This is a genomic window from Chloroflexota bacterium (genome assembly GCA_016197225.1).
GTDB lineage: Bacteria > Chloroflexota > Anaerolineae > Anaerolineales > VGOW01 > VGOW01.
Window position 1 is genome coordinate 1 of sequence record JACPWC010000080.1, and the last position, 21,186, is coordinate 21,186.

A 21,186-nucleotide genomic window follows, 5' to 3' on the forward strand; every position below is an offset into this window, starting at 1 on the left:
AACGACGAGGCCTCGCCGGCCTCCGGGGCGAGTCGAATCTCGCCCCAGGCGGCGGCCTCACCGCGCCACAACTTCTTCACACCCTGAAACGTCGGCCCATATTCCACGCCCAACTCGCTCAGGCTCCGGTAATAGTCGCCGGCGTCAACCGCCTCGCCGCCGACTTCGGCCAGGTCAATCTTCTTGAGCGCCGTTTGCGCTTCGCCCACGCGGATCTCGCCCGTCGCGTGAAGCTTCCACGAGTCGGTGCTGTCTTCAACTTCCAGGCTGAGAATCTTGAACGACGCCCTGCCATCTTCAACCGGCGAGAGCACCACCTGGGCCACGCGCGTTTCGCCTTCAGGCAACATGAACGGATTCAGGATGGACACCGATTCCAACACGAGCGGCCCCGGCCCAAGCTGGGAGGCCGCCGCCAGCGCCATTTCCAAATAGCCTGTGCCGGGGAAGATCACCGTTTCATAAATCTGATGATCTTTGAGAAACGAAGGCCAGTCGGCGCTGAACTCGGACTCGAACACCGTCTCTTTGAGAGCCGGCGAGCGCAGGCGCCCGTGCAAAAGCGGGTGTAGCACTTTGCGATCCCTGGCCCGGTCGTCACGACGCGACTCAGGCAGAGTGAACCAGTAGCGCGCGCGTTGAAACGGATAAGTGGGCAGAGTCACTTTGCTACGCGCTGGCGCGTAGTCGGCGTCGAAACCGGCCCAGTCCACGTTCAGGCCTTGCATGTAAAGCGCGCCCAGGCTGTCGAGCAACGATTGCCAGTCGTCGCGGCCTTCGCGCAAAGAGGGCAACCACGTGGCCGGCTGACCCCCGCCCGGCCAGCACTGCTGGCCCATGCTCATCAACGTGGGCTTGGGGCCAATTTCAATAAACAAGTCGTAACCCTGCTGTTGCAGAGCCAGAATTGAGTCGGCGAAGCGCACTGCGCCGCGCACGTGCCGCCGCCAGTAATCGGCATTCGTCAAATCGTCCGCCGTCGCCATTTGGCCGGTGACGTTGGACATCACGCCAATTTGCGGCGTTGCAAAGCTCACGCCCGCCGCCACCTGCTCAAACTCGTCCAGTATCGGCTCCATGAGCGGCGAATGGAAGGCATGTGAGACCACAAGCCGCTTGGACTTGACGCCTTCAGCCTTCAACTTTTCAACGATGGTTTGAATCGCCTGGCCCGCGCCCGAGATGACGACGTTGGCCAGGCCGTTGATGGCGGCGATGGAAACCGCCTCGGGCGCAGGCGCAGTTGCAATCGCCTTCGTCACCCGCGCCTCGTCGGCGAACACGGCCACCATTTCACCGCCGGCAGGCAAGGCCCCCATCAGCCGCCCGCGCTCGGCGATGAGCCGGAGGCCGTCTTCCAGGCTGAACACCCCGGCCACACACGCGGCCACGTACTCGCCCACGCTGTGGCCCAGCACCACCGTCGGCTCCACGCCCCACGACCGCCACAACTCGGCCAACGCATATTCGACGGCGAAGAGGGCCGGTTGGGTGTAGGCGGTTTGGTCGAGCAGAGACGGCGACCCCGTTGGAGAAAAGAGAAGCGAGAGGAGAGATGGGTTGAGATAGGGCCGAAGCAATTCGTCGCACTTGTCCAACGTCTTGCGAAACGAAGGCTGAGTCTCGTAAAGCTGGCGAGCCATGCCGGCGTATTGCGAGCCTTGCCCGGTGAAGAGGAAAGCCACACGGGGCTGGCCTTTGGCAACTGTGGTGTTGACGGGCATTTTGCCGTCGGCGACGGCGGCCAGCTTCTCGCGCAACTGCTCGGTTGTGTTGGCCGTGAGCGCGACGCGGCTGGAGAAATGTGAGCGCCCGGTGTTGGCGGTGTAACACAGATCGGCCAGCGAGATATTCGGTGTCTCGACAAACTGGCGGGCCAGGTCGCGAGTGGCGGCTTCCCCTTTGGCCGAGAGCGCCAGCAGGTGAAGCGGTCGTTCCACCGGCGGCGCGGGCGGTTTCTCTCGCATTGGCGCTTCTTCAATAATCAAATGCGCGTTGGTGCCGCTGAAGCCAAATGAACTGACTCCGGCAACTCGCTTCTTGTCGCCGGCCGGCCAGGAAAGATTCTGAGTCGGAATCTTGACCGGCAATTCGTCCCACGGAATGAGCGGGTTCGGATTGTGGAAGTGCAGGTTGGAGGGGATGACGCCGTTTTGCATGGCGAGCACGATCTTAATCAGCCCGGCCACGCCCGCCGCGCCTTCAAGGTGGCCGATGTTGCTCTTCACTGCCCCAATCATCAGCGGGTTTTCAAAAGAATGAGAGTCGGCCATTACCGCGCCGATGGCGTTGACTTCGATAGGGTCGCCAAGTGAAGTGCCTGTGCCGTGCGCTTCGATGTAGTTTACGTCGCCCGGCTCAAGTTTGGCGTCGGCCAGGGCGGCGCGAATGACGGCCTCCTGCGACGGGCCGTGCGGCGCGGTGAGGCCGTTGCTCCGGCCATCCTGATTAATCGCCGAGCCACGAACAAGGGCCAGAATGGTGTCGCCGGCGGCCAGGGCGTCCGAGAGCCGTTTGAGGACGACGACGCCGCACCCTTCGCCGCGCACGTAGCCGTTGGCCAAAGCGTCAAAGGTTTTGCAATGCCCGTCGGCAGACAACATGCGCCCGCGCGAGGTGGCAATGGCCCCATCCGGCCCCAGAGTCAGATTCACGCCGCCGGCCAGGGCCAGGGCGCTCTCACCAAGCCGCAAGCTCTGGACTGCTAAATGAATGGACACCAGCGACGAGGAGCAAGCGGTGTCCACCGTCACGCACGGCCCGTGCAGGCCAAGCGTGTACGAAATGCGGCCGGCGGCAATGCTGTGAGCCGCGCCTGACCCCGAGTAGGTGTCCATGATCTCGACCCCGCCCAGCCGAGCCTGCATTTGAGAATAGTCATTGGTGCACATGCCCACGAACACGCCGGTCTGGCTCCCGGCCAGGCTATTTGGCGACATGCCGGCGTTTTCCAACGCCTCCCAACTCACCTCCAACAGCAGGCGGTGCTGAGGATCCATTGTGATCGCTTCACGCGGCGAGATGCCGAAGAAGGCGGCGTCGAACTTGTCGGGGAAGGCGTCGAGGAATGCGCCGTGACGGGTGTACATCTTGCCCATCGCATCCGGGTTGGCGTCATAATACTCGTCCGCATTCCAGCGCTCGGGCGGAACTTCGGTCACGGCATCCACGTTGTCGCGCAAAAGTTGCCAGAACTCTTCCGGGCTGTTCGCGCCGCGTGGGAAGCGGCAACTCAAGCCAATGATGGCAATCGGCTCGCGCCGGGCCTGCTCACTGGCGTCGAGTTTGGCTTGCATCTCTTCCAGGGCCACGAGCGCATTTTGCAACAGCGCCCGGCGATCCAATTGTTCCGAAGTATTATTCATGAGTGACTCCTTTACCCAATCCGCTTTAACTTCTTGGCCAGCAAAGCCGCCAATTCGTCTTCTGAAAGATGATCGTGTTCCGACCCGGCCCTGACCGGCTCAGCCTGCGCCTTCAACCCGGCCTTTGGTTTCTCGGTCTGCTCGGCCAGCAGGTCGCGGCCCAGATAACTGGTGAGGGCGTTGACCGACGGGTGATCGAAGAGCAGGGTGGCGGGCAGAGACCGCCCCACCGACTGGCTCAGCACGTTCCGCAATTCAACCGCCATCAATGAGTCAAGGCCAAGTTGATTGAGCGGCTGTTCGGGATCGATCTGCGACGGATCGAGCCGCAGGACTTTAACCGCCTGGGCGCGAACATGATCCATGAGCACCGCCCGGCGCTGATTCGGCGGAGCAACCGCCAACTGCTGTGTCAGACTGTGTTTAGTCGTCCCCCTCTTCTCGATCCTGGCCGGGGTCTGCGCCTGATCCGCAAATTTGGCGAACAGCGGCGGCACGCCGTTGGCAAAGCTTTGCAAAAACACAGGCCAGTTCACTGGCATCACTGCCACTTGCGCCTGAGCCTGCCGCATCAAGTAATCGAGCGCCTGCAGGCCCTGCTCCGGCTCAATGACGCCCAGGCCTTCCATGAGGATTCGCTCGCCAACCTTGTGAGTCACTACCGAGCCAACTTTGTCCCACCCGCCCCAGTTGATGCTCAAGGCGGGCAAACCCAGCGCCCGGCGGTGATGGGCCAGCGCATCCAAGAAGGCATTGGCCGCCGCATGGTTGCTCTGCCCCATCCGGCCCAGCAGAGAAACGCCCGACGAGAACAACACAAAGAAGTCCAGTGGCAGGGCCTGGGTCAACACGTGCAAATTCCACGCGCCATCCACTTTGGCCGCCATGACCCGGGTAAAGCGATCCCGGTTTTGTTGCAGGATCACGCCATCATCCAGAACACCTGCCGAGTGAATAAGACCGGCCAGCGGAAAGCCCGACGAGGCAATGTCGGCCAACACCTGCTCCACCTGCTCGAATTTGGAAACGTCAGCCTGCGCGATCACAACTTGCGCGCCGGCGCGAGTCAGCTTCTCCAGCGCCGCCCGCGCCGTTTCAGTCGGCTGACTGCGCCCCATCAACACCAGACGCCGCGCCCCGCGCCCCGCCATCCACTCCGCCGCCAGCAGGCCCAGGCCGCTCAGCCCGCCAGTGATCAGGTAAGTGGCCTCGGCCCGGAAGGTGGTTGAAGCGTTGATCGTCCGACTGTCCACCGCGCCGCGCACCAGTTTGCGGGCGTAACGCTTTTGCCCGCGCAGGGCAATTTGATCCTCTTTGGAATCGCGAGTCAGGATTTCATCCATCAGCGCCTCAATCTGGGCCGCCGGGTTGAACGGGTCAAGGTCAATGCGCAGGCAATTCAACTCAGGATGCTCCAACGTGATCACCCCGCCCAACCCCCAAACTGGCGATTGCGCAACAGCCAGCGGCGCCGGCTCGCCTGCCGGTTGCGCGCCACGCGTCATCAGCCACAGGGCCGTCGAGTTGTTGTTGGACTTCGCCAACGCCTGAGTCAGATGTAGAAGGCTGGCCGTGCCTTGCATCTGAGTCTTGTCCAGGCCGGCCGGGGAAGCCGTCTCTGATTGAGTTGCATCAAGCGCCCACAGGTGAAGAACGCCCCGATACGACGACACAGTCAACAAACGTTCAAAATCTTCAGGGCGAGCCGGGTTCAATGTGTAACTGCCGTCGGGCATTCGCTCATAAGCCGGGCCGGGCCGGGCAAGCGTGATCTGCGCGCCGCGAGTTTGCAACTGCCCGGCCACTTGCTCGCCCAGGCCGGCCTCGTCGGCAAGGATCAGCCATTTGCCTTCTGCCGTCGCCGCCTGAGTTTGCGCCAGCGGCTTGCGCGCCAAAATCACCGCCTGTTGCGACAGGAAGTCGCTGTTGTCTTTAGTCTGCGGCGCACAGGCAACGCCCTCGAAGCCGATCTCCGTCAGAACCTTCAGCCACTGCGCCTGCGAGATCAACGCATACGAAGGCCGCAGGTCGCTGTCGGTAAACGACCACCAGCCTCCGGTCAGGCCAACCGTAAGGTCGCCAAAACGTTGAGGGGTGACGCCTTCCAGCAATACCAGCAGGCCGCCGGGCGCCAGCAAGTTCTGAACATGCCGCAGGGTCTGCCGCAGATCGCCGGTGGCATGTAAAACGTTGGCGGCCAAAATCATATCGAACTGGCCCGCTTCAAAGCCTTGCCCTTCCGGGTTCTTGCCGGCATCCAAAACCTGATATTGAACAAAAGGATAAGCGGCAAATTTTTGCCGGGCCTTGTTGGTGAACAAAGGCGAGACGTCGGTGAAGACGTAGTCGGTTTGACCGGCGGGCAATCTTGGCAGAACGTGTGAGGTCGTGCCGCCTGTGCCGCCGCCGATCTCCAAAATTCGGATACGGCGGCCGGCGGGCAATGTCGCCAGCGCGGCGCTCACGGCTTCGCGCAGCAGCGTGTTGTACAGTTGCGATGACGGCGAGCTTTGATACAAATTCTCAGCCGCCGTGAGCGAGCCGCCGGGGAACAACAACTGCAACGGATCAACGTCGCCTCTCAGCACTTCGGCCAGTTGTTGCGCGCACTGCCCGGTCAACATTAGTTCGGCGCTGTGGGCGGGATAGTCGGCCAACAGCTTTTGCCAGATCGCATCCGGGTCCTGAGTTTCGGACAGGCGGCGCACTTGCCATTCGGAGCCGGCCAGGGTGAGCAAGCCATCTTCGCCCAGCATGCCCAACATGCGCTCAACCAGGCGGCGGTGCTGGCTTTGAATAGGCAACTGTTGCATTAATATCTTCGCCGAAAGGCGTTGCCCAACTTGCCACTTCCAGCCCAGCTTGCTTAAACCTTGAATCACATAAGCGGCGCACATGGCATCGAGCCGGGGCCATAACTCGTCATAGGCTTCAATGTGATGGCGCGCTCTCAATCCGGCCACATGCGACTGCGCCTGAGACGCAATCTCCTGCGGCGCGGGCAGAAAATTAGCCCCAATCGTCCGCGGCTGTTCCTGCCATTCGATCTCGTACAGCCAATCGGCAAAACCGGCTTGAGCGGGCGCCCGGCTCACAGGCTCGGCGCGGCGCGAGCCGCCTGCAAACCAATAGCGTTCTCGGCGGAAGGGATAAGTGGGCAAAACGATCTTCCGGCGTGGATAGTCATGGTCGAACTCAGCCCAATCCACATTTACGCCACGAACGTAGAGCGCGCCCAAACTCTCCAGCACCTGCGCCCAATCGTCGCGCCCTTTCCGGAGCGAGGGCAACCAGGCGGCCTCGCCTTCAGGCAAACATGCCTGCCCCAGCCCAAGCAAAGTCGTGCCCGGCCCGATCTCCAGGAATACGCTCGGCCCCAGTTCACGCGCCGACTGGATCGCCGCCGCGAACTGAACAGCGGCCATGACGTGACGATGCCAGTAAGCGGCGTTGGCAATCTCACTGCCCTTCACGGCCCGCCCGGTCACATTTGAGATCAAGGCAATGCGCGGTTGCGAGTAATTAATGCCTGAGGCGACTCGCATGAACTCATCGAGCATTGGCTTCATGAGCGGCGAGTGGAAGGCGTGCGAGACGGCGAGCCGTTTGGATTTGACGCCGCCCGCTTCGAGAGTCTTGACAACGGCTTGAACGGCCTCACCCGCGCCCGAGATGACGACGTTAGCCGGGCCGTTGATGGCGGCGATGGAAACCGCCTCGGGCGCAGGCGCGGTTGCAATCGCCTTCGTCACCCGCGCCTCGTCGGCGAACACGGCCACCATTTCGCCGCCGCCGGGCAAGGCCCCCATCAGTCGCCCGCGCTCGGCAATCAGCTTCAGGCCGTCTTCCAGGCTGAACACCCCGGCCACACATGCGGCCACGTACTCGCCCACGCTGTGGCCCAGCACCACCGTCGGCTCCACGCCCCACGACCGCCACAACTCGGCCAGCGCATATTCGACGGCGAAGAGGGCCGGTTGGGTGTAGGCGGTTTGGTCAAGCAGAGACGGCGACCCCGTTGGAGAATAGAGAAGCGAGAGGAGAGAGGGGTTGAGATAGGGCCGAAGCAATTCGTCGCACTTGTCCAACGTCTTGCGAAACGAAGGCTGAGTCTCGTAAAGCTGGCGAGCCATGCCGGCGTACTGCGAGCCTTGCCCGGTGAAGAGGAAGGCAACTTCGGGCGTGGTCTTCACCACGCTGTGTTGACTCTTCCCAGCCGTAACGTCATTCAACTTCTCGCGCAGTTGCGGGCCAGAGTCGGCGATGAGGGCCAGGCGATGACTGAAATGGGCGCGGCCCGCGTTGGCTGTGAAGCAGACATCGGCCACAGGTTCAAGCGAATGAGCCGCATAGTCCTGCACCAGTTCTTTCAACGCGCCTTCGCTCTTGGCCGAAAGCGCCAACAGATGCAATGGCCGTTCCACGTCCGCCTTGGCCATTTCGGGCTGGGGCGCTTCTTCGACGATGATGTGCGCGTTGGTGCCGCTGAAGCCGAACGAACTTAGTCCGGCAATGCGGCGGTCGGCGGCCCAGGGCGTCCGTTCGACGGGAATGGCGATCGGCAACTCAGACCAGGCGATGTGCGGATTCCGTTGGCTCAGGTGGAGATGCGGTGGGAGCTCCCGATGTTGCAAGGCCAGCACCAGCTTGATGAAACCGACGATGCCCGCCGCCGCTTCAAGATGGCCCACGTTCGTTTTCACCGACCCGATCAGCAACGGGTTAGCCGCCGACCGCCCCCTGCCCAACACTGCGCCCAGCGCCTTCATCTCAATCGGGTCGCCCAGCGAAGTGCCGGTGCCGTGTGTCTCAACGTAACTCATCTCGCCGGGTTCAACGCCGGCATTGGCGAGCGCGGCCCGAATCACCGCTTCCTGCGACGGGCCGTTGGGCGCGGTCAGGCCGTTGCTTCGGCCATCTTGATTAATTGCCGAGCCGCGCATCACAGCCAGGATGGTGTCGCCGTCAGCCAGGGCGTCCGAGAGCCGTTTGAGGACGACGACGCCGCACCCCTCGCCGCGCACGAAACCATCGGCGCTGGCGGCAAAGGCCTTGCACCGGCCATCGCTTGCCATCATGTGCGCCTTTGAAAGCGCCACCGTCACATCCGGCGCAAGAATGAGGTTGACGCCGCCCGCCAGCGCGGCGCGGCACTCGCCGTTACGCAAACTTTGCGCGGCCAGGTGCAGGGCCACCAGCGATGACGAGCAAGCTGTGTCTACGGCCAGGTTGGGGCCATGCACGCCGAGGAAGTACGACAGCCGCCCGGCGGCCACACTGTGGGCGCTCCCTGAGGCCAGATAAGCGTCAATCGCCTGCGGGCCGCGCTCCAGCAACAACTGGGCATAATCGCGATTGCAAATACCCAGGAAGACGCCGGTCGAAGAGCCGTCCAGTTTATCGGCAGACAGGCCGGCATTCTCCAGCGCCTGCCAGCTCACTTCCAGCAGAAGCCGCTGTTGCGGATCCATGCTCTCGGCCTCACGCGGCGAGATGCCGAAAAACTGCGGGTCAAACTTATCAACGTCTGCCAGGAAGCCGCCCCAGCGGCTGGACATTTTGCCGAGCGCATCCGGATCAGAATCGTAATAGGCGTTCACGTCCCAACGGTCGCCCGGCACTTCGGTGATGGCGTCCACACCGTTTTGCAATAACTGCCAGAACGATTCGGGGTCGTTAGCCCCGCCCGGAAACCGGCAGGCCATGCCGACGACGGCAACCGGCTCGTGGCGCTGGCGCTCCAGCGTCTCCAGCTTGGTTTGCAACTCCAGCGCCAGCAGTTGCAGGCGCTTCGGCGACAGCTTTGAAATTCGATCCAGAAACTCGCTCATTGCTTATTGTGTCCCTTTGATTTTTTCGGCCAGCAATCTGTCCACGTCTTCGTCCGAAAGCTCTTCAATTGAATCCAGAACTTCACCCGTTCCGTTGCCGGATGGCTCCAGTTCGACCGGCGTTTCTATCAGTGGCGGCTCAACCGGGGTCAACGCCAGCGCCTCTTTCGCCAGATAATCGGCCAGGGCTTCGACGGTCGGGTAATCGAAGACGAGGGTGGCCGGCAACTGCCGCTTCAATCCGAGTCCGGTTCCCAGCAGGTTGCGCAGTTCAACGGCCATCAACGAGTCTAGCCCCATCTCGTTCAACGGCTGGCGTTGGTTGACCTGAGTCGAGCCGAGCCGCAAAACTTTGATCACCTGATTGCTCACGTAGCCCAGCAACAACTTTCGCTGTTGCGCCGGCAGGGCGTCGGTCAACTGCCGAAAAATTTCAGGCTCGGCTGTCGCCGGTTGTTCGGCAACGACGCGCGCCTGCGCCTGGCCCGTCATTTCGGAAAGCCAGCGCGGCTCGCGGCCCGGCGCAAATTGGCGCATGAAGACCGGCCAGTTCAGAGGCATCGCCGCCACCTGAGCTTTGGCCTGGCGCATGAGCCGGCTCAACACCTGTAAGCCCTGTTTCGGCTCGATGATGCTCAGACCTTGCATTTGGATGCGCTCGCCGACGTTGTGCTTAACCACCGCCCCGACTTCGGCCCACGCGCCCCAGTTGATGCTCAGGGCCGGCAGGCCGCGCGCGCGGCGGTGGTGCGCCAGCGTATCCATGAAGGCGTTGGCCGCCGCGTGGTTGCCCTGGCCGCGCGAGCCGAGCAAAGAGGCCACCGACGAGAACAGCACAAAGAAATCGAGCGGCGCATCCTGAGTCAACGTGTGCAAGTGCCACGCGCCGGCCACCTTCGGGGCCATCACCGTTTCAAAGCGGCTCCACGCCTGCTTCACCAACACGCCGTCGTCCAGCACGCCCGCCGAGTGAATGACGCCCCGCAAAGGCGGCATGGACTGTTTGATGCCCGCCAACACTTTCTCTACCTGATCGCGGTCAGAAACATCGGCCTGAGCGACAATCACTTTAGCGCCCGCCAGTTCCAATTCATCCAAAACTTTCCGCGCCGACTCGGTTGGGCCACTGCGCCCCATCAACATCAGATGCCGCGCCCCGCGCTCGACCATCCACTCGGCCACCAGCAGGCCCAACCCGCTCAGGCCGCCGGTGATCAAGTACGTTGCCTCTGCCCGGAACGAGTCCGGGGCAACCGCCTCTGGCTGGGTCACGACGATCTTGCCAATGTGCCTGGCCTGGGCCATGAAGCGGAACGCTTCGGCCACTTGCTCAAGCGGGAAGGCGCGAAGGGGCAAGGCTTGCAGCCGGCCAGCTTCCACATCGGCCATCAACTCGCGCCAAACGGGCCGGACGGTCGTCGGGCGCTCTTCAATGTCATCAGCCAGCGGCACGGTGAAATAAGAAACGTCGGGCCGGGCCTCAGCCACCTGCGCCTGGCTCCAGGCCTCACGCTTGCCCATTTCGACAAAGCGGCCACCTTGAGCCAGCGCCGAAAGACTCTTTGGGATAAATTCACCGGCCAGCGAGTTGAGAACGACATCCACGCCGCGCCCGCCGGTGAGTGACGTGATTTCAGCCGCGAATTCGAGCGAGCGCGAGTCCATGACGTGCTGAACGCCCAGCGACTTGAGATAGGCTTGCTTCTCCGGGGAACCGGCCGTGCCGAAAATTTCCGCCCCGGCTCGTTGAGCCAGTTGAACTGCCGCCAGCCCCACGCCGCCGCTGGCGGCGTGAATCAGAATCTTGTCGCCAGCCGAGAGGCGGGCCAGCTTGTTCAGCGCGTAGTGCGCGGTGAGGAAGGCCAGCGGAATCGCCGCCGCTTCTTCAAAGCTCAGGTTTTTTGGCTTGGGCAGAACAAGAGTCGCGGAAGCGATCACAAACGTGCTGAAACAGCCGCCGGCAATGGCAACCACTTCGTCGCCCGCTTTGAAGTCACTGACGCCCTGGCCGACGGCGGAGACTACCCCGGCGCACTCACTCCCCACCGGCTGTGGATCGTCGCGCATTGCCAGCGCATTCATCACGTCGCGGAAATTAAGGCCGGTGGCGCGAACCCGAATCTCGACTTCGCCGGGGCCGGGCGCGCGGCGGGTTAGCGGCTTCAGCTTCATCTCGTCGAACACGCCGTGGCGCGAAAGCTCCAGCCCCACCGGCTGGCGCGCCAGGTCATGCTCAGGCTCATTCTTGACTTCGTTGTGCGCCAGCCGGGCGGCGTGGCGAACGCCGTCGCGAAGCGCGATTTGGTCTTCGGAGTCGGGCGAGGCAATTTCGGCGAGCAGTAAGTCAACGCCGTCAGCCGCTGGGTCAAGGTCAATGAGCGCGCAGTGAAGTTCGGGATGCTCGAGGGCGATGACTTTGCCCAGACCCCACAGCGGCGATTGAGCAACTGCCAGCGGCGAGCCGTTCACTGCTTGCGCGCCGCGTGTGACCAGCCACAAGCGCGACTGCGAACCAGAGGCGGCCAGGGCCTGAACGAGATGCAGGGCGCTGCCGCAGGCAAAGGCTTGAGCGGGTTCCAAAGTGTCATCCGGCGTTGTCACGTCCAGACTCCACAGATGAATCACGCCCTGCCAGGAGTCTTTTTCATTCAGCAGTCGCCTGAAGTCGTCGGCATTCTGCGCCGAGCCGGGCCGGGCCAGAACCGGGTTGCCCCCGCGCGCGGCGATGGCCCCGGCCAACTTCTCGCCGAGGTTGGCATCACTCAGGATCAGCCAGTCGCCCTTGAGAGTCGTCGTCGCTCGAGCCATGATGATGGCCTGCACCGAGAGTTCGCCGCCCTCGGTTGCCGGAATCATGGCGGAGGCGGAGAACCCTGAGTCTTCAAGCAACTGCGTCCACTCGCGCCGCTGGAGCAAGGGATACGACGGGCGCAGGTCGGCGTCCACGAAGCGCCACCAGCCGTCGGTGAGGCCGAACGAAACGTCCACCCAGCGTTGTTTGGCCGTAATCTCGCTCATCATCAACAGGCCGTCGGGCGCAAGCAGTTGATGAACGTGTTTGAGCGTTTGCCGCAAGTCGGCGGTGGCGTGGATGACGTTGGCGGCGATGATGAGATCGAACTGATGCGGCTCAAACTCCTGCCCCGCCGGATCGTTCTCGATGTTCAACATTTGATACTTGACGAACGGATAGCCGCCGAACTTCTGCGTTGCTTTGGCCGTGAACGAGGGCGAGATGTCGGTGAATGTGTACTCGGCGCGGCCGGCGGGCAGGCGCGGCAGCACCGCCGAGGTTGTGCCGCCGGTGCCGGCCCCGATTTCGAGAACGCGCAAAGTTCGATCTTTAGGCAGTTGAGCAATGATGGAATCAATTGCCGTTTGAATGAGGGCGTTGTACGTTCGAGCGAACGGCGACTCTTGATAGAGCTTCTCGGCCACGCCGAGCGAGCCAGCCGGGAACAATAGTTGAAGCGGATCAACCGAACCCGACAATGCCCCGGCCAACTGCGAGCCGCAACGCTGAGCAAAGGCCAACTCGGCGTCGAAGGCCGGATATTGTTTCAGCAACGAGTCGTAGCGCGCCTGCAAAGCCGACTCGGTTGGGGCGGCCACTTTGACCACCTCCCACCCAGAGCCGGTTGCCCGCAAGACTCCATCTTCGGCCAACATTTCCAGAAAGCGGCCCAACAGTCGGCGATGCTGATCCAGCACACCCAACTCTTTCGCCAACGACTCAGCGGCCACGCGCTGGCCGACCTTCGGCTTCCAGCCAAGTTGATGCAGAGCCAGCAAAACGTAATCGGCGCACAGGGCGTCAATCAACGGATTGAGTTCGCGGTAGGCGGCCAACCCGTGTTCGGCGCTCAGGCGAGTCACGTCAGCAGAGGCCGTCTCTGAAATTTGAGCCGGAGCCGGAATGAACGACGCCGACTCGGTTCGCGGTTGTGGCCGCCACTGCACTTCGTACAGCCAATCGTCCAACTGCTTTTCGGAGAGACGCAGGAGGGCTTCGCGCTTGGCGCGCTTGAGGTGCACGCCCTTCACTTCGCCGAGCGCTTGCCCGTTCTCGTCGAGCAGGCGCACGTCGGCGGTCAGCGTTTCCTTGCCTTCTGTCGAGCGCACGATAGCATGGCTCCACACCTGCGCGCCGGGGCGGCGATGCAAGACGAAGCTTTCGATGTTCACCGGCATGTAAACGTCGGTCGAGCCGTTGGATGGCACGGCGGAAGCCAGCGGTTGCAGGCAAGCGTCGAGGAGGGCCGGGTGAACGTGGTAGTCGCCGGCTTCGGCTTCGAGCGTGGCTGTAAGTTGAAGCTTGCCAAGCGCTTCGCCGTCGCGCCGCCAGATCTGCTGAACGCCGTGCAGGCTGGGGCCAAACTCCAGGCCGCGCTCGCGCAACATTTGGTAATGCGCTTCGGCGGAAACCTGCTCGACGCAACGCGCTTGCACTTCGGCCAATGAAACAGAGGCGGCTTCACCGTCGAACGACGCGGCGCGCACTTTGCCGGTGGCGTGCAGTTGCCAATCGTCGTCATCGCCGGAGCTGAAAAGCTGGAACGTACCGTCGGACTTCAGAATAAATTGAATCGAGCGCGTCTCGTCTTCGCCGACGACGAGCGCTTCGTGAATGATCAAATCTTCCAGCACATGCCGGCCCGCGCCCAAAGCTACGTTCGCGGCGGCCAGCGCCATTTCCATGTAAGCCGTGCCGGGCAGAACCGCAACGCCGTAAACGCGATGGTCGTTCAAGAGAGGCAGGCCGTCGAGGCTGAACTGCGACTCAAACTGAATCTCTTTGAGCGCCGAGCGCAACCGTTGGCCGAGCAAGGGGTGAACGGTTTTGCCGCCGCGCGCGGGTGCGGCCTGTTGCGCCGGTTTGGCCGGCGTGAGCCAGTAGCGCTGGCGTTGGAAAGGATAGGTGGGCAAAACCACTTTGCGCCGCAAATAATCTTTATCGAACCCGGCCCAGTCAACGTTGATGCCTTGAACGTAAAGCGCGCCCAGGCTGTCGAGTATCGTCTGCCAGTCATCGCGGCCTTCGCGCAGAGACGGCAACCAGGACGCAGGTTGAGCATCGCCCGGCCAGCACTGTTGGCCCATGCTCATCAGAGTCGGCTTGGGGCCGATTTCGACGAAGAGTTGGTAGCCCAGCTTCTGCAAAGTTTCAATCGAAGCCGCGAACTGCACTGCGCCGCGCACGTGCTGGCGCCAGTAGTCCGCGTCGGGGGCCTCGCGCAGGCGTTGGCCGGAAATATTGGAAATGAAGGAAAGGCGGGGAGCGTTGAAGCTCACTTGACTCGCAACCCGCTCAAACTCGTCGAGCACCGGCGCCATGAGCGGCGAGTGGAAGGCGTGCGAGACCGTGAGCCGTTTCGATTTGATGCCTTCCGCCTTCAACTTTTCGACGATGGCTTCGACGGCTTCGCCTGTGCCGGAGATGACGACGTTTTTGGGGCCGTTGATGGCGGCGATGGAAACCGACTCCGAGTGGGTTGCGATGGCCTTCGTCACCGTCGCTTCTTCGGCGAACACGGCGGCCATTTCGCCGCCCGCCGGCAGAGCGCCCATCAAGCGCCCGCGCTCGGCAATCAGCTTGAGGCCGTCTTCAAGGCTGAACACACCGGCCACGCAGGCGGCCACGTATTCGCCCACACTGTGGCCCATCACCGCCGTCGGCTGGACACCCCACGAGCGCCACAATTCGGCCAGGGCGTATTCAATCGCGAACAGGGCGGGTTGGGTGTAGGCGGTTTGGTCGAGCAGAGACGGTTGAGAGTAGAGAAGAGAGAGAAGAGATTGGTTGAGGTGCGGGCGCAGAATTTCATCGCACTTGTCGAGAGTTTGACGGAACGTCGGCTGAGTCTCGTAGAGTTGGCGGGCCATGCCTGCATACTGCGAACCCTGGCCGGTGAAGAGGAAGGCGATCTTCGGGCGTTCATTGCCGTAGACTTCGCCGCTGGTCACGCTGGAGGCGTCGCCGCCGGCAAATGCCGAAAGCTTCTGGCGCACTTCGTCGGTGGACGAAGCAGTGACGGCCAGACGATGTGATAGTTGCGCCCGGCCAGTGTTGGCGGTGAAGCAAACGTCGGCCAGCGAGCGCGAGTCGAGGGAGTCTGCAAATCGGCGGGCCAGTTCGCGGGCGGCGGCTTCACCTTTGGCCGAAAGGGTGAAAAGATGAAGCGGTCGCTCAATCGCCGAAGGGGTCACGGCCAGAGTCGGCGCTTCTTCCAATACGATGTGAACATTCGTGCCGCTGAATCCGAAAGAACTGACGCCGGCGATGCGCTTGCCAGTCCAGGGTGTGAGTTCAGCAGGAATAGTAATTGGCAAGTCGGCCCAGGGGATGTGCGGGCTGGGCGTCTTGAGATGAAGGTGCGGCGGAATTTCTTTGTGTTGCAGGGCAAGCACAACTTTGATGAGACCGGCGATTCCGGCGACGGCCTCGAGATGGCCGAAGTTTGTTTTCACCGAGCCAATCATGAGCGGCTCGGTCCGGCCTTCGCCCAGCGCCGCGCCGAGCGCCTGGACTTCGATGGGATCGCCGAGCGAGGTGCCGGTGCCGTGCGCTTCGACGTAGCTCACGTCGAGCGGCGACACGCCGCCATTGGCCAGCGCTTCGCGAATCACCGCCACTTGCGACGGGCCGTTGGGCGCGGTGAGGCCGCTACTGGGGCCGTCCTGATTGGCCGCCGTGCCGCGAATGAGAGCGAGGATGTTGTCGCCGTCGGCGATGGCGTCCGAGAGGCGCTTGAGGACGATGACGGCGCATCCTTCGCCGCGCACGAAGCCGTCGGCCTCGGCGTCAAAGGTCTTACAACGCCCGTCGGCAGACATCATATGATATTTGGAGAAGGTGACCGTCAACTCCGGTGAGAGCATCAGGTTCACGCCGCCGGCCAGCGCCAGGCGCGACTCGCCCGCCCGCAAACTTTGCGTAGCCAGGTGCACCGCCGTCAACGCCGATGAGCAGGCTGTGTCAACAGAGAGGCTGGGGCCTTGCAAACCAAGAACGTAGGAGAGACGGCCAGAGGCGATGCTGTGGGCAATGCCGGAAGCGTAATAAGCGTCGAGGTGTGTCAGGCCGTCCTTGAGAGAGATTTGGCTGTAGTCGTAAGTGGTGATTCCGATGAAGACGCCGGTGCGACTGCTGGAAAGTTTGTCGGGCGCGATGCCGGCGTGCTCCAGCGCTTCCCACGTCACTTCGAGCAAGAGCCGCTGTTGCGGATCCATGCTGGCCGCCTCACGCGGGGCAATGCCGAAAAACTGGGCGTCGAACTCGGCCACGCGCTTGACGAAGCCGCCCCAGCGCGACGACATCTTGCCGGGCGCGTCCGGGTCGGGGTCGTAGTAAGCGTTGATGTCCCAGCGGTCGGCGGGCACTTCGGAGATCGCGTCCACGCCGTCGCGCAGCAACTGCCAGAACGACTCGGAGTCGTTCGCGTCGCCGGGAAAGCGAAGCCCCAGGCCGACGATGGCAATCGGTTCGGTTCGCTGGCGCTCAACGGCATCGAGCTTGGCCTGCATGTTCTCCAGCGCCAACAGCGCCCGCTTGAGGGGCGAGAGTTGGGCGGAGTTTGAAGTGTCTGTCATTTCGTCATCCCATCCAGCTTCTTCAACAACAACGCTTCCACTTCGTCTTCCGAAAGTTGTTCAATCGCGTCTGCCGAGAGCGCGGACTGGGCCGCCTCGAGGCGCGGCTGAGTCTGCGCCGGCTTCTCGCCGTCAAACATCTCGCGCTCCAGATAACGCGCAATCGCTTCAACCGTCGGGTAATCGAACATCAACGTCGCCGGCAGTTTGCGCGCCAGCCCCAGGCCGCTCGTCAGCAGGTTCCGCAGTTCAACCGCCATCAACGAGTCCACGCCCAAATCCATCAAGCGCTGTTTGCGGTCGAGCGGGTGTGACGGATCGATTCGCAGGACTTTGGTGACCTGGGTTCGCGCAAACCCGACCAGCAACTCTTCGCGCTCGTCGGGCAAAGCCGACTCCAACTGACTCCGCAACTCCTCAGCCGGAGTCGGGGAAGCCGATACGGATTGGGCAACTTGATTCGTTCGAGTCCCTTCCCACTCCGGTTCAGCCGACTCTGCCCTCTGCCCCGTCAACGGCGCGCGCGCCACCAAAATATGCTGACGCAAAATTTCCGCCGCCGAGCCGCGCTCTGGCAAAGCCATCGCTTCGTCAAAGCCGTTCGCTTGGAACGTCGCCAGCCACTGCTCCGCCGACAGCAACGGGTTGTCGGTTCGCAGGTCGTCTTCAAACAACTGCCAGCCTTCGATGAGGCCGGTGGTGATGTCGAACCACGATTGATGATCGGTCGCTTCGTACAGCACCAGCAGGCCGCCTGGCGCGAGGAGCGTTCTCGCGTTCTGCAAAGTCTGATGCAGGTTGCGGGTGGCGTGCAGGGCGTTGGCGGCCACCACCACGTCGAAGCTGTGTGGCGTGTAGCCTTGCGCCGCCGGGTCTTGCTCGATGTCCAGCAGGCCGTAACGCACAAACGCATAGTCTTTGAAGTTCTGTCCGGCGCGAGCCAGGAAGAAGTCCGAAACGTCGGTGTAGTGGTAAACCGAGTCGGGCGAGAGGGCGGGCAACAACGCCGACGACGTGCCGCCCGTGCCAGCGCCAATTTCAATCACCCGCAGTTGCTTGCCGCCTTTCGCCTTCTGCGCCGCTTCGACCACCGAGCGGGCGATGCTGTTGAAGTAGCGGGCCACTGCCCAATCGCGATAAATGTATTCGACGACCGTGTACTCGCCGCCGGGGAACAAGGTTTCCAGCGGACTCTCTTTGCCGGTTAGCACCGCCGCCAGCTTCGACCCGCATCCTTCGACGTAGTTCAACAGAGTCGGAGCGTCAGCCAGCGTCGCCCGCGCTTCATTCAAAATCGAAGTCAGTTCGGGATCAGGCAACGGCTTGAGGCTGACAAATGTTTCGCCATCCTGAGTCAACAGGCCTTCGGCGGCCAGCTTCTCCAGCCAGCGCCTCAGCAGGTGGCGATAGGTGTCGGCAATGTTGCACTGGGCCATCAGCGACTCTGCCGTCTGCTTCTCGCCCGCCTTGCCGAAAACGCCCAACTCGCGGAAGGCGGCGGCCACGTAGGCAACGGTCAAACGGTGCAAACAGTCCCACTTGGCCGAGTAAGTTGAAAGAGTCAGATCGAGCGGGCCTTGTCCCGCCTGGCCCTGCCCCGCCCGCACGACAGATTCCCAAACGTCGCGCTTCGGCTCAGGCCGAGATTGCGCCGCGTCCGTCCAATAACGCAAACGCTCAAACGGATAAGTGGGCAGTGGCAGGCGCCGGCGCGAGTACGGCTTGTCGAAGCCGGCCCAGTTCACGCTCGCGCCGCGAACGTACAAAGCGCTCAGGCTCTCAAGAATTTGCTCCCAGTCGCTCCGCCCGTCGCGCAAAGACGGCAGCCACAGGCCCGCGCCCTCGCCGCCCGGCCAGCACCGCTGGCCCATGCCCAGCAGAGTCGGCTTGGGGCCGATCTCCACGAACACTTTGTAGCCCTGCTCGTGCAACGTCTTCAGCGAGTCGGCGAAGCGCACCGGCTGTTGAATGTGTCGCCGCCAGTAGCCGGCGTCAAACTCATTTTGCAGTTGGCCGCTCAGGTTTGAGATCAGGCCGATGCGCGGCGGGGAATATTTGATCGTTGCGGCAACACGCTCGAACTCGTCGAGCATCGGAGCCATCATCGGCGAGTGAGAGGCAATCGAAATTTCCAGCCGCCGCGATTTGATGCCCGCCTCTTTTAGATTAGCGACGACCGACTGAACGGCCTCGGGCGCGCCAGAGATGACGACGTTCGACGGGCCGTTGATGGCCGCAATCGAAATCTTGTCGGCGAACGGGGCAACCGCCTCTGCCACACGGGCCTCGTCGGCAAACACGGCCACCATCTCGCCCGCCAGCGACTTGGTTTGCATCAGCCGCCCGCGTTCGTAGCTCAGCTTCAATCCATCTTCAAGGTTATACACGCCCGCCACGCAGGCGGCCACAATCTCGCCCGCACTGTGGCCGAGAACAACGGTTGGCTCGATGCCCCAACTCTTCCACAACTCGGCCAGCGCGTACTGGATTGCGAACAGAGCCGGTTGGGTGTACATCGTTTCGTCGAGCGGCGACGGTTGAGAGTTGAGAAGAGAGATGAGAGATTGGTTGAGGTGCGGACGAAGCAATTCATCACACTTGTCGAGTGTCTTTCGGAAAACAGGCTGGGTCTCGTAGAGTTGGCGGCCCATGCCCACGTACTGCGCGCCCTGCCCGGTGAACATGAAGACGACTTCGGGCGGGGTCGGTTGGATCATGTGCCCACTCGCCATACCAAGCGACTCGCGCCCTTCAACAAAGGCAACAAGTTTCTCTCGCGCCTGAGGAACAGAGTCGGCGACTACGGCCAGCCGGTGAGCGAAGTGGGAGCGGCCAGAGTTGGCGGTGAAGCAAACGTCGGCCAGCGATTGAGAGTCAAGTTGATTGATAAATCGGCGGCTCAACGTTTTGAGCGCCGTCTCACTTCTGGCCGAGAGAGTCAATAAATGCAGTGGCCGCTCAACGTCCGCAGTTTTGCGTTCAACCACCGGCGCTTCTTCCAAAACAATATGCGCGTTCGTGCCGCTGAAGCCGAAGGAGCTGACACCGGCGATGCGCTTGCCAGCCCAGGGCGCGCGTTGGGTGGGAACAGTGATTGGCAAGTCGGCCCAGGGGATGAACGGGCTAAGCGTCTTCAAATGAAGGTGCGGCGGAATCTCTTTGTGTTGAAGCGCGAGCACGGCCTTGATGAGTCCGGCGATGCCCGCCGCCGCTTCCAGATGACCGACGTTTGTTTTCACCGAGCCGATCATCAACGGGTTGGCCGCCTCTCGACCCTGGCCGAGAACTGCGCCCAGCGCCCGCACTTCAATCGGGTCGCCGAGCGAGGTGCCGGTTCCGTGCGCTTCGGCGTAACTCACCTCGTGCGGCGCAACGCCGCTGTTCGCCAGCGCCTCACGAATCACCGCTTCCTGGGCCGGGCCGTTCGGCGCGGTGAGGCCGCCGCTCCGGCCATCATGGTTGATGGCCGCCCCGCGAACGACGGCTAAAATGTTGTCGCCGTCGGCTTGCGCGTCCGAGAGTCGCTTGAGGGCAATCATGCCGCAACCCTCACCGCGCACGTAGCCGTCCGCCGCCGCGTCGAACGTCTTGCACCGCCCGTCGGCGGCCATCATCCGCGACCTAGAGAAGTTGATGTGAACTTCGGGCGTCAGGATCACACTGACGCCGCCCGCCAGCGCCAGATTGCATTCACCCTTGCGCAAACTTTGCACGGCCAGATGCACGGCCACTAGCGACGACGAGCAGGCCGTGTCAATCGCCACGTTTGGCCCGTGCAGGCCGAGCAAGTACGAGAGGCGGCCTGCGGCCACGCTGTAGGTGTTGCCGGTCGCGGCGTAAGTGTCAATGCGATCCGGGTCGGCGTAGACCATGCGAAAGTAGTCGCTGTTGCTGATGCCGACGAACACGCCCGTCTGACTGCCCATCAATTTTTCCGGCGACTGCCCGGCGTGCTCCAGCGCCTCCCAACTTACTTCAAGGAGCAGGCGATGTTGCGGGTCCATGCTGGCCGCCTCACGCGGGGCGATGCCGAAGAAGTAGGGGTCGAACTTGTCCACGTCGGCCAGCCACGCGCCGAAACGGGTGGACATCTTGCCCGGCTTGTCGGGGTCGGCGTCGTAGTAAGCATTGATGTCCCAACGCTCCGGCGGCACTTCGGCGATAGTGTCCACGCCGTCGCGCAGAAGAGTCCAGAACGACTCAGGATCATTCGCGCCGCCGGGGAATCGGAGACCGAGGCCGACGATAGCAATGGGTTCCGTCTTCTGTCGTTCAGCCTGATCCAGCTTCTCGCGCAGTTCGCGGATTTCGAGAAGCGCCCGCTTCACGGGCGATAGATTCGCAGTGGTGTCCGTCTCTGTTTGATTGGCGTTGATCATCTAAATTCCCTTGCTTACGAG

At 62.5% G+C, this 21,186-nt stretch carries 4 protein-coding genes; all 4 read right to left on the bottom strand.

Annotated elements, in window-relative coordinates; all coding sequences use genetic code 11:
- On the bottom strand, positions 1–3,365 hold a 3,365-nt coding region (locus HYZ49_14480), incomplete at its 3' end, for a type I polyketide synthase (protein MBI3243486.1).
- 11 nt (positions 3,366–3,376) lie between these two features.
- Positions 3,377–9,196 (bottom strand): SDR family NAD(P)-dependent oxidoreductase, encoded by a 5,820-nt coding sequence (locus HYZ49_14485; GenBank protein MBI3243487.1) that lies wholly within the window; start codon positions 9,194–9,196, stop codon positions 3,377–3,379.
- Positions 9,197–9,199: 3 nt separating this feature from the next.
- The gene (locus HYZ49_14490) at positions 9,200–16,786 is read right to left on the bottom strand and encodes an SDR family NAD(P)-dependent oxidoreductase (GenBank protein MBI3243488.1); all 7,587 of its coding nucleotides are present in this window, start codon (positions 16,784–16,786) and stop codon (positions 9,200–9,202) included.
- Entirely contained in the window at positions 16,783–21,165 is a 4,383-nt protein-coding gene (locus HYZ49_14495) for an acyltransferase domain-containing protein (protein ID MBI3243489.1), read from the bottom strand. The genes HYZ49_14490 and HYZ49_14495 overlap by 4 nt, the downstream gene beginning before the upstream one ends.
- Positions 21,166–21,186: the final 21 nt, after the last annotated feature.

Bases quoted from the DNA above. Each gene is read 5' to 3' on its own strand.
- HYZ49_14495 (MBI3243489.1), bottom strand. From the start codon at position 21,165: ATGATCAACGCCAATCAAACAGAGACGGACACCACTGCGAATCTATCG.
- HYZ49_14485 (MBI3243487.1), bottom strand. From the start codon at position 9,196: ATGAGCGAGTTTCTGGATCGAATTTCAAAGCTGTCGCCGAAGCGCCTG.
- HYZ49_14490 (MBI3243488.1), bottom strand. From the start codon at position 16,786: ATGACAGACACTTCAAACTCCGCCCAACTCTCGCCCCTCAAGCGGGCG.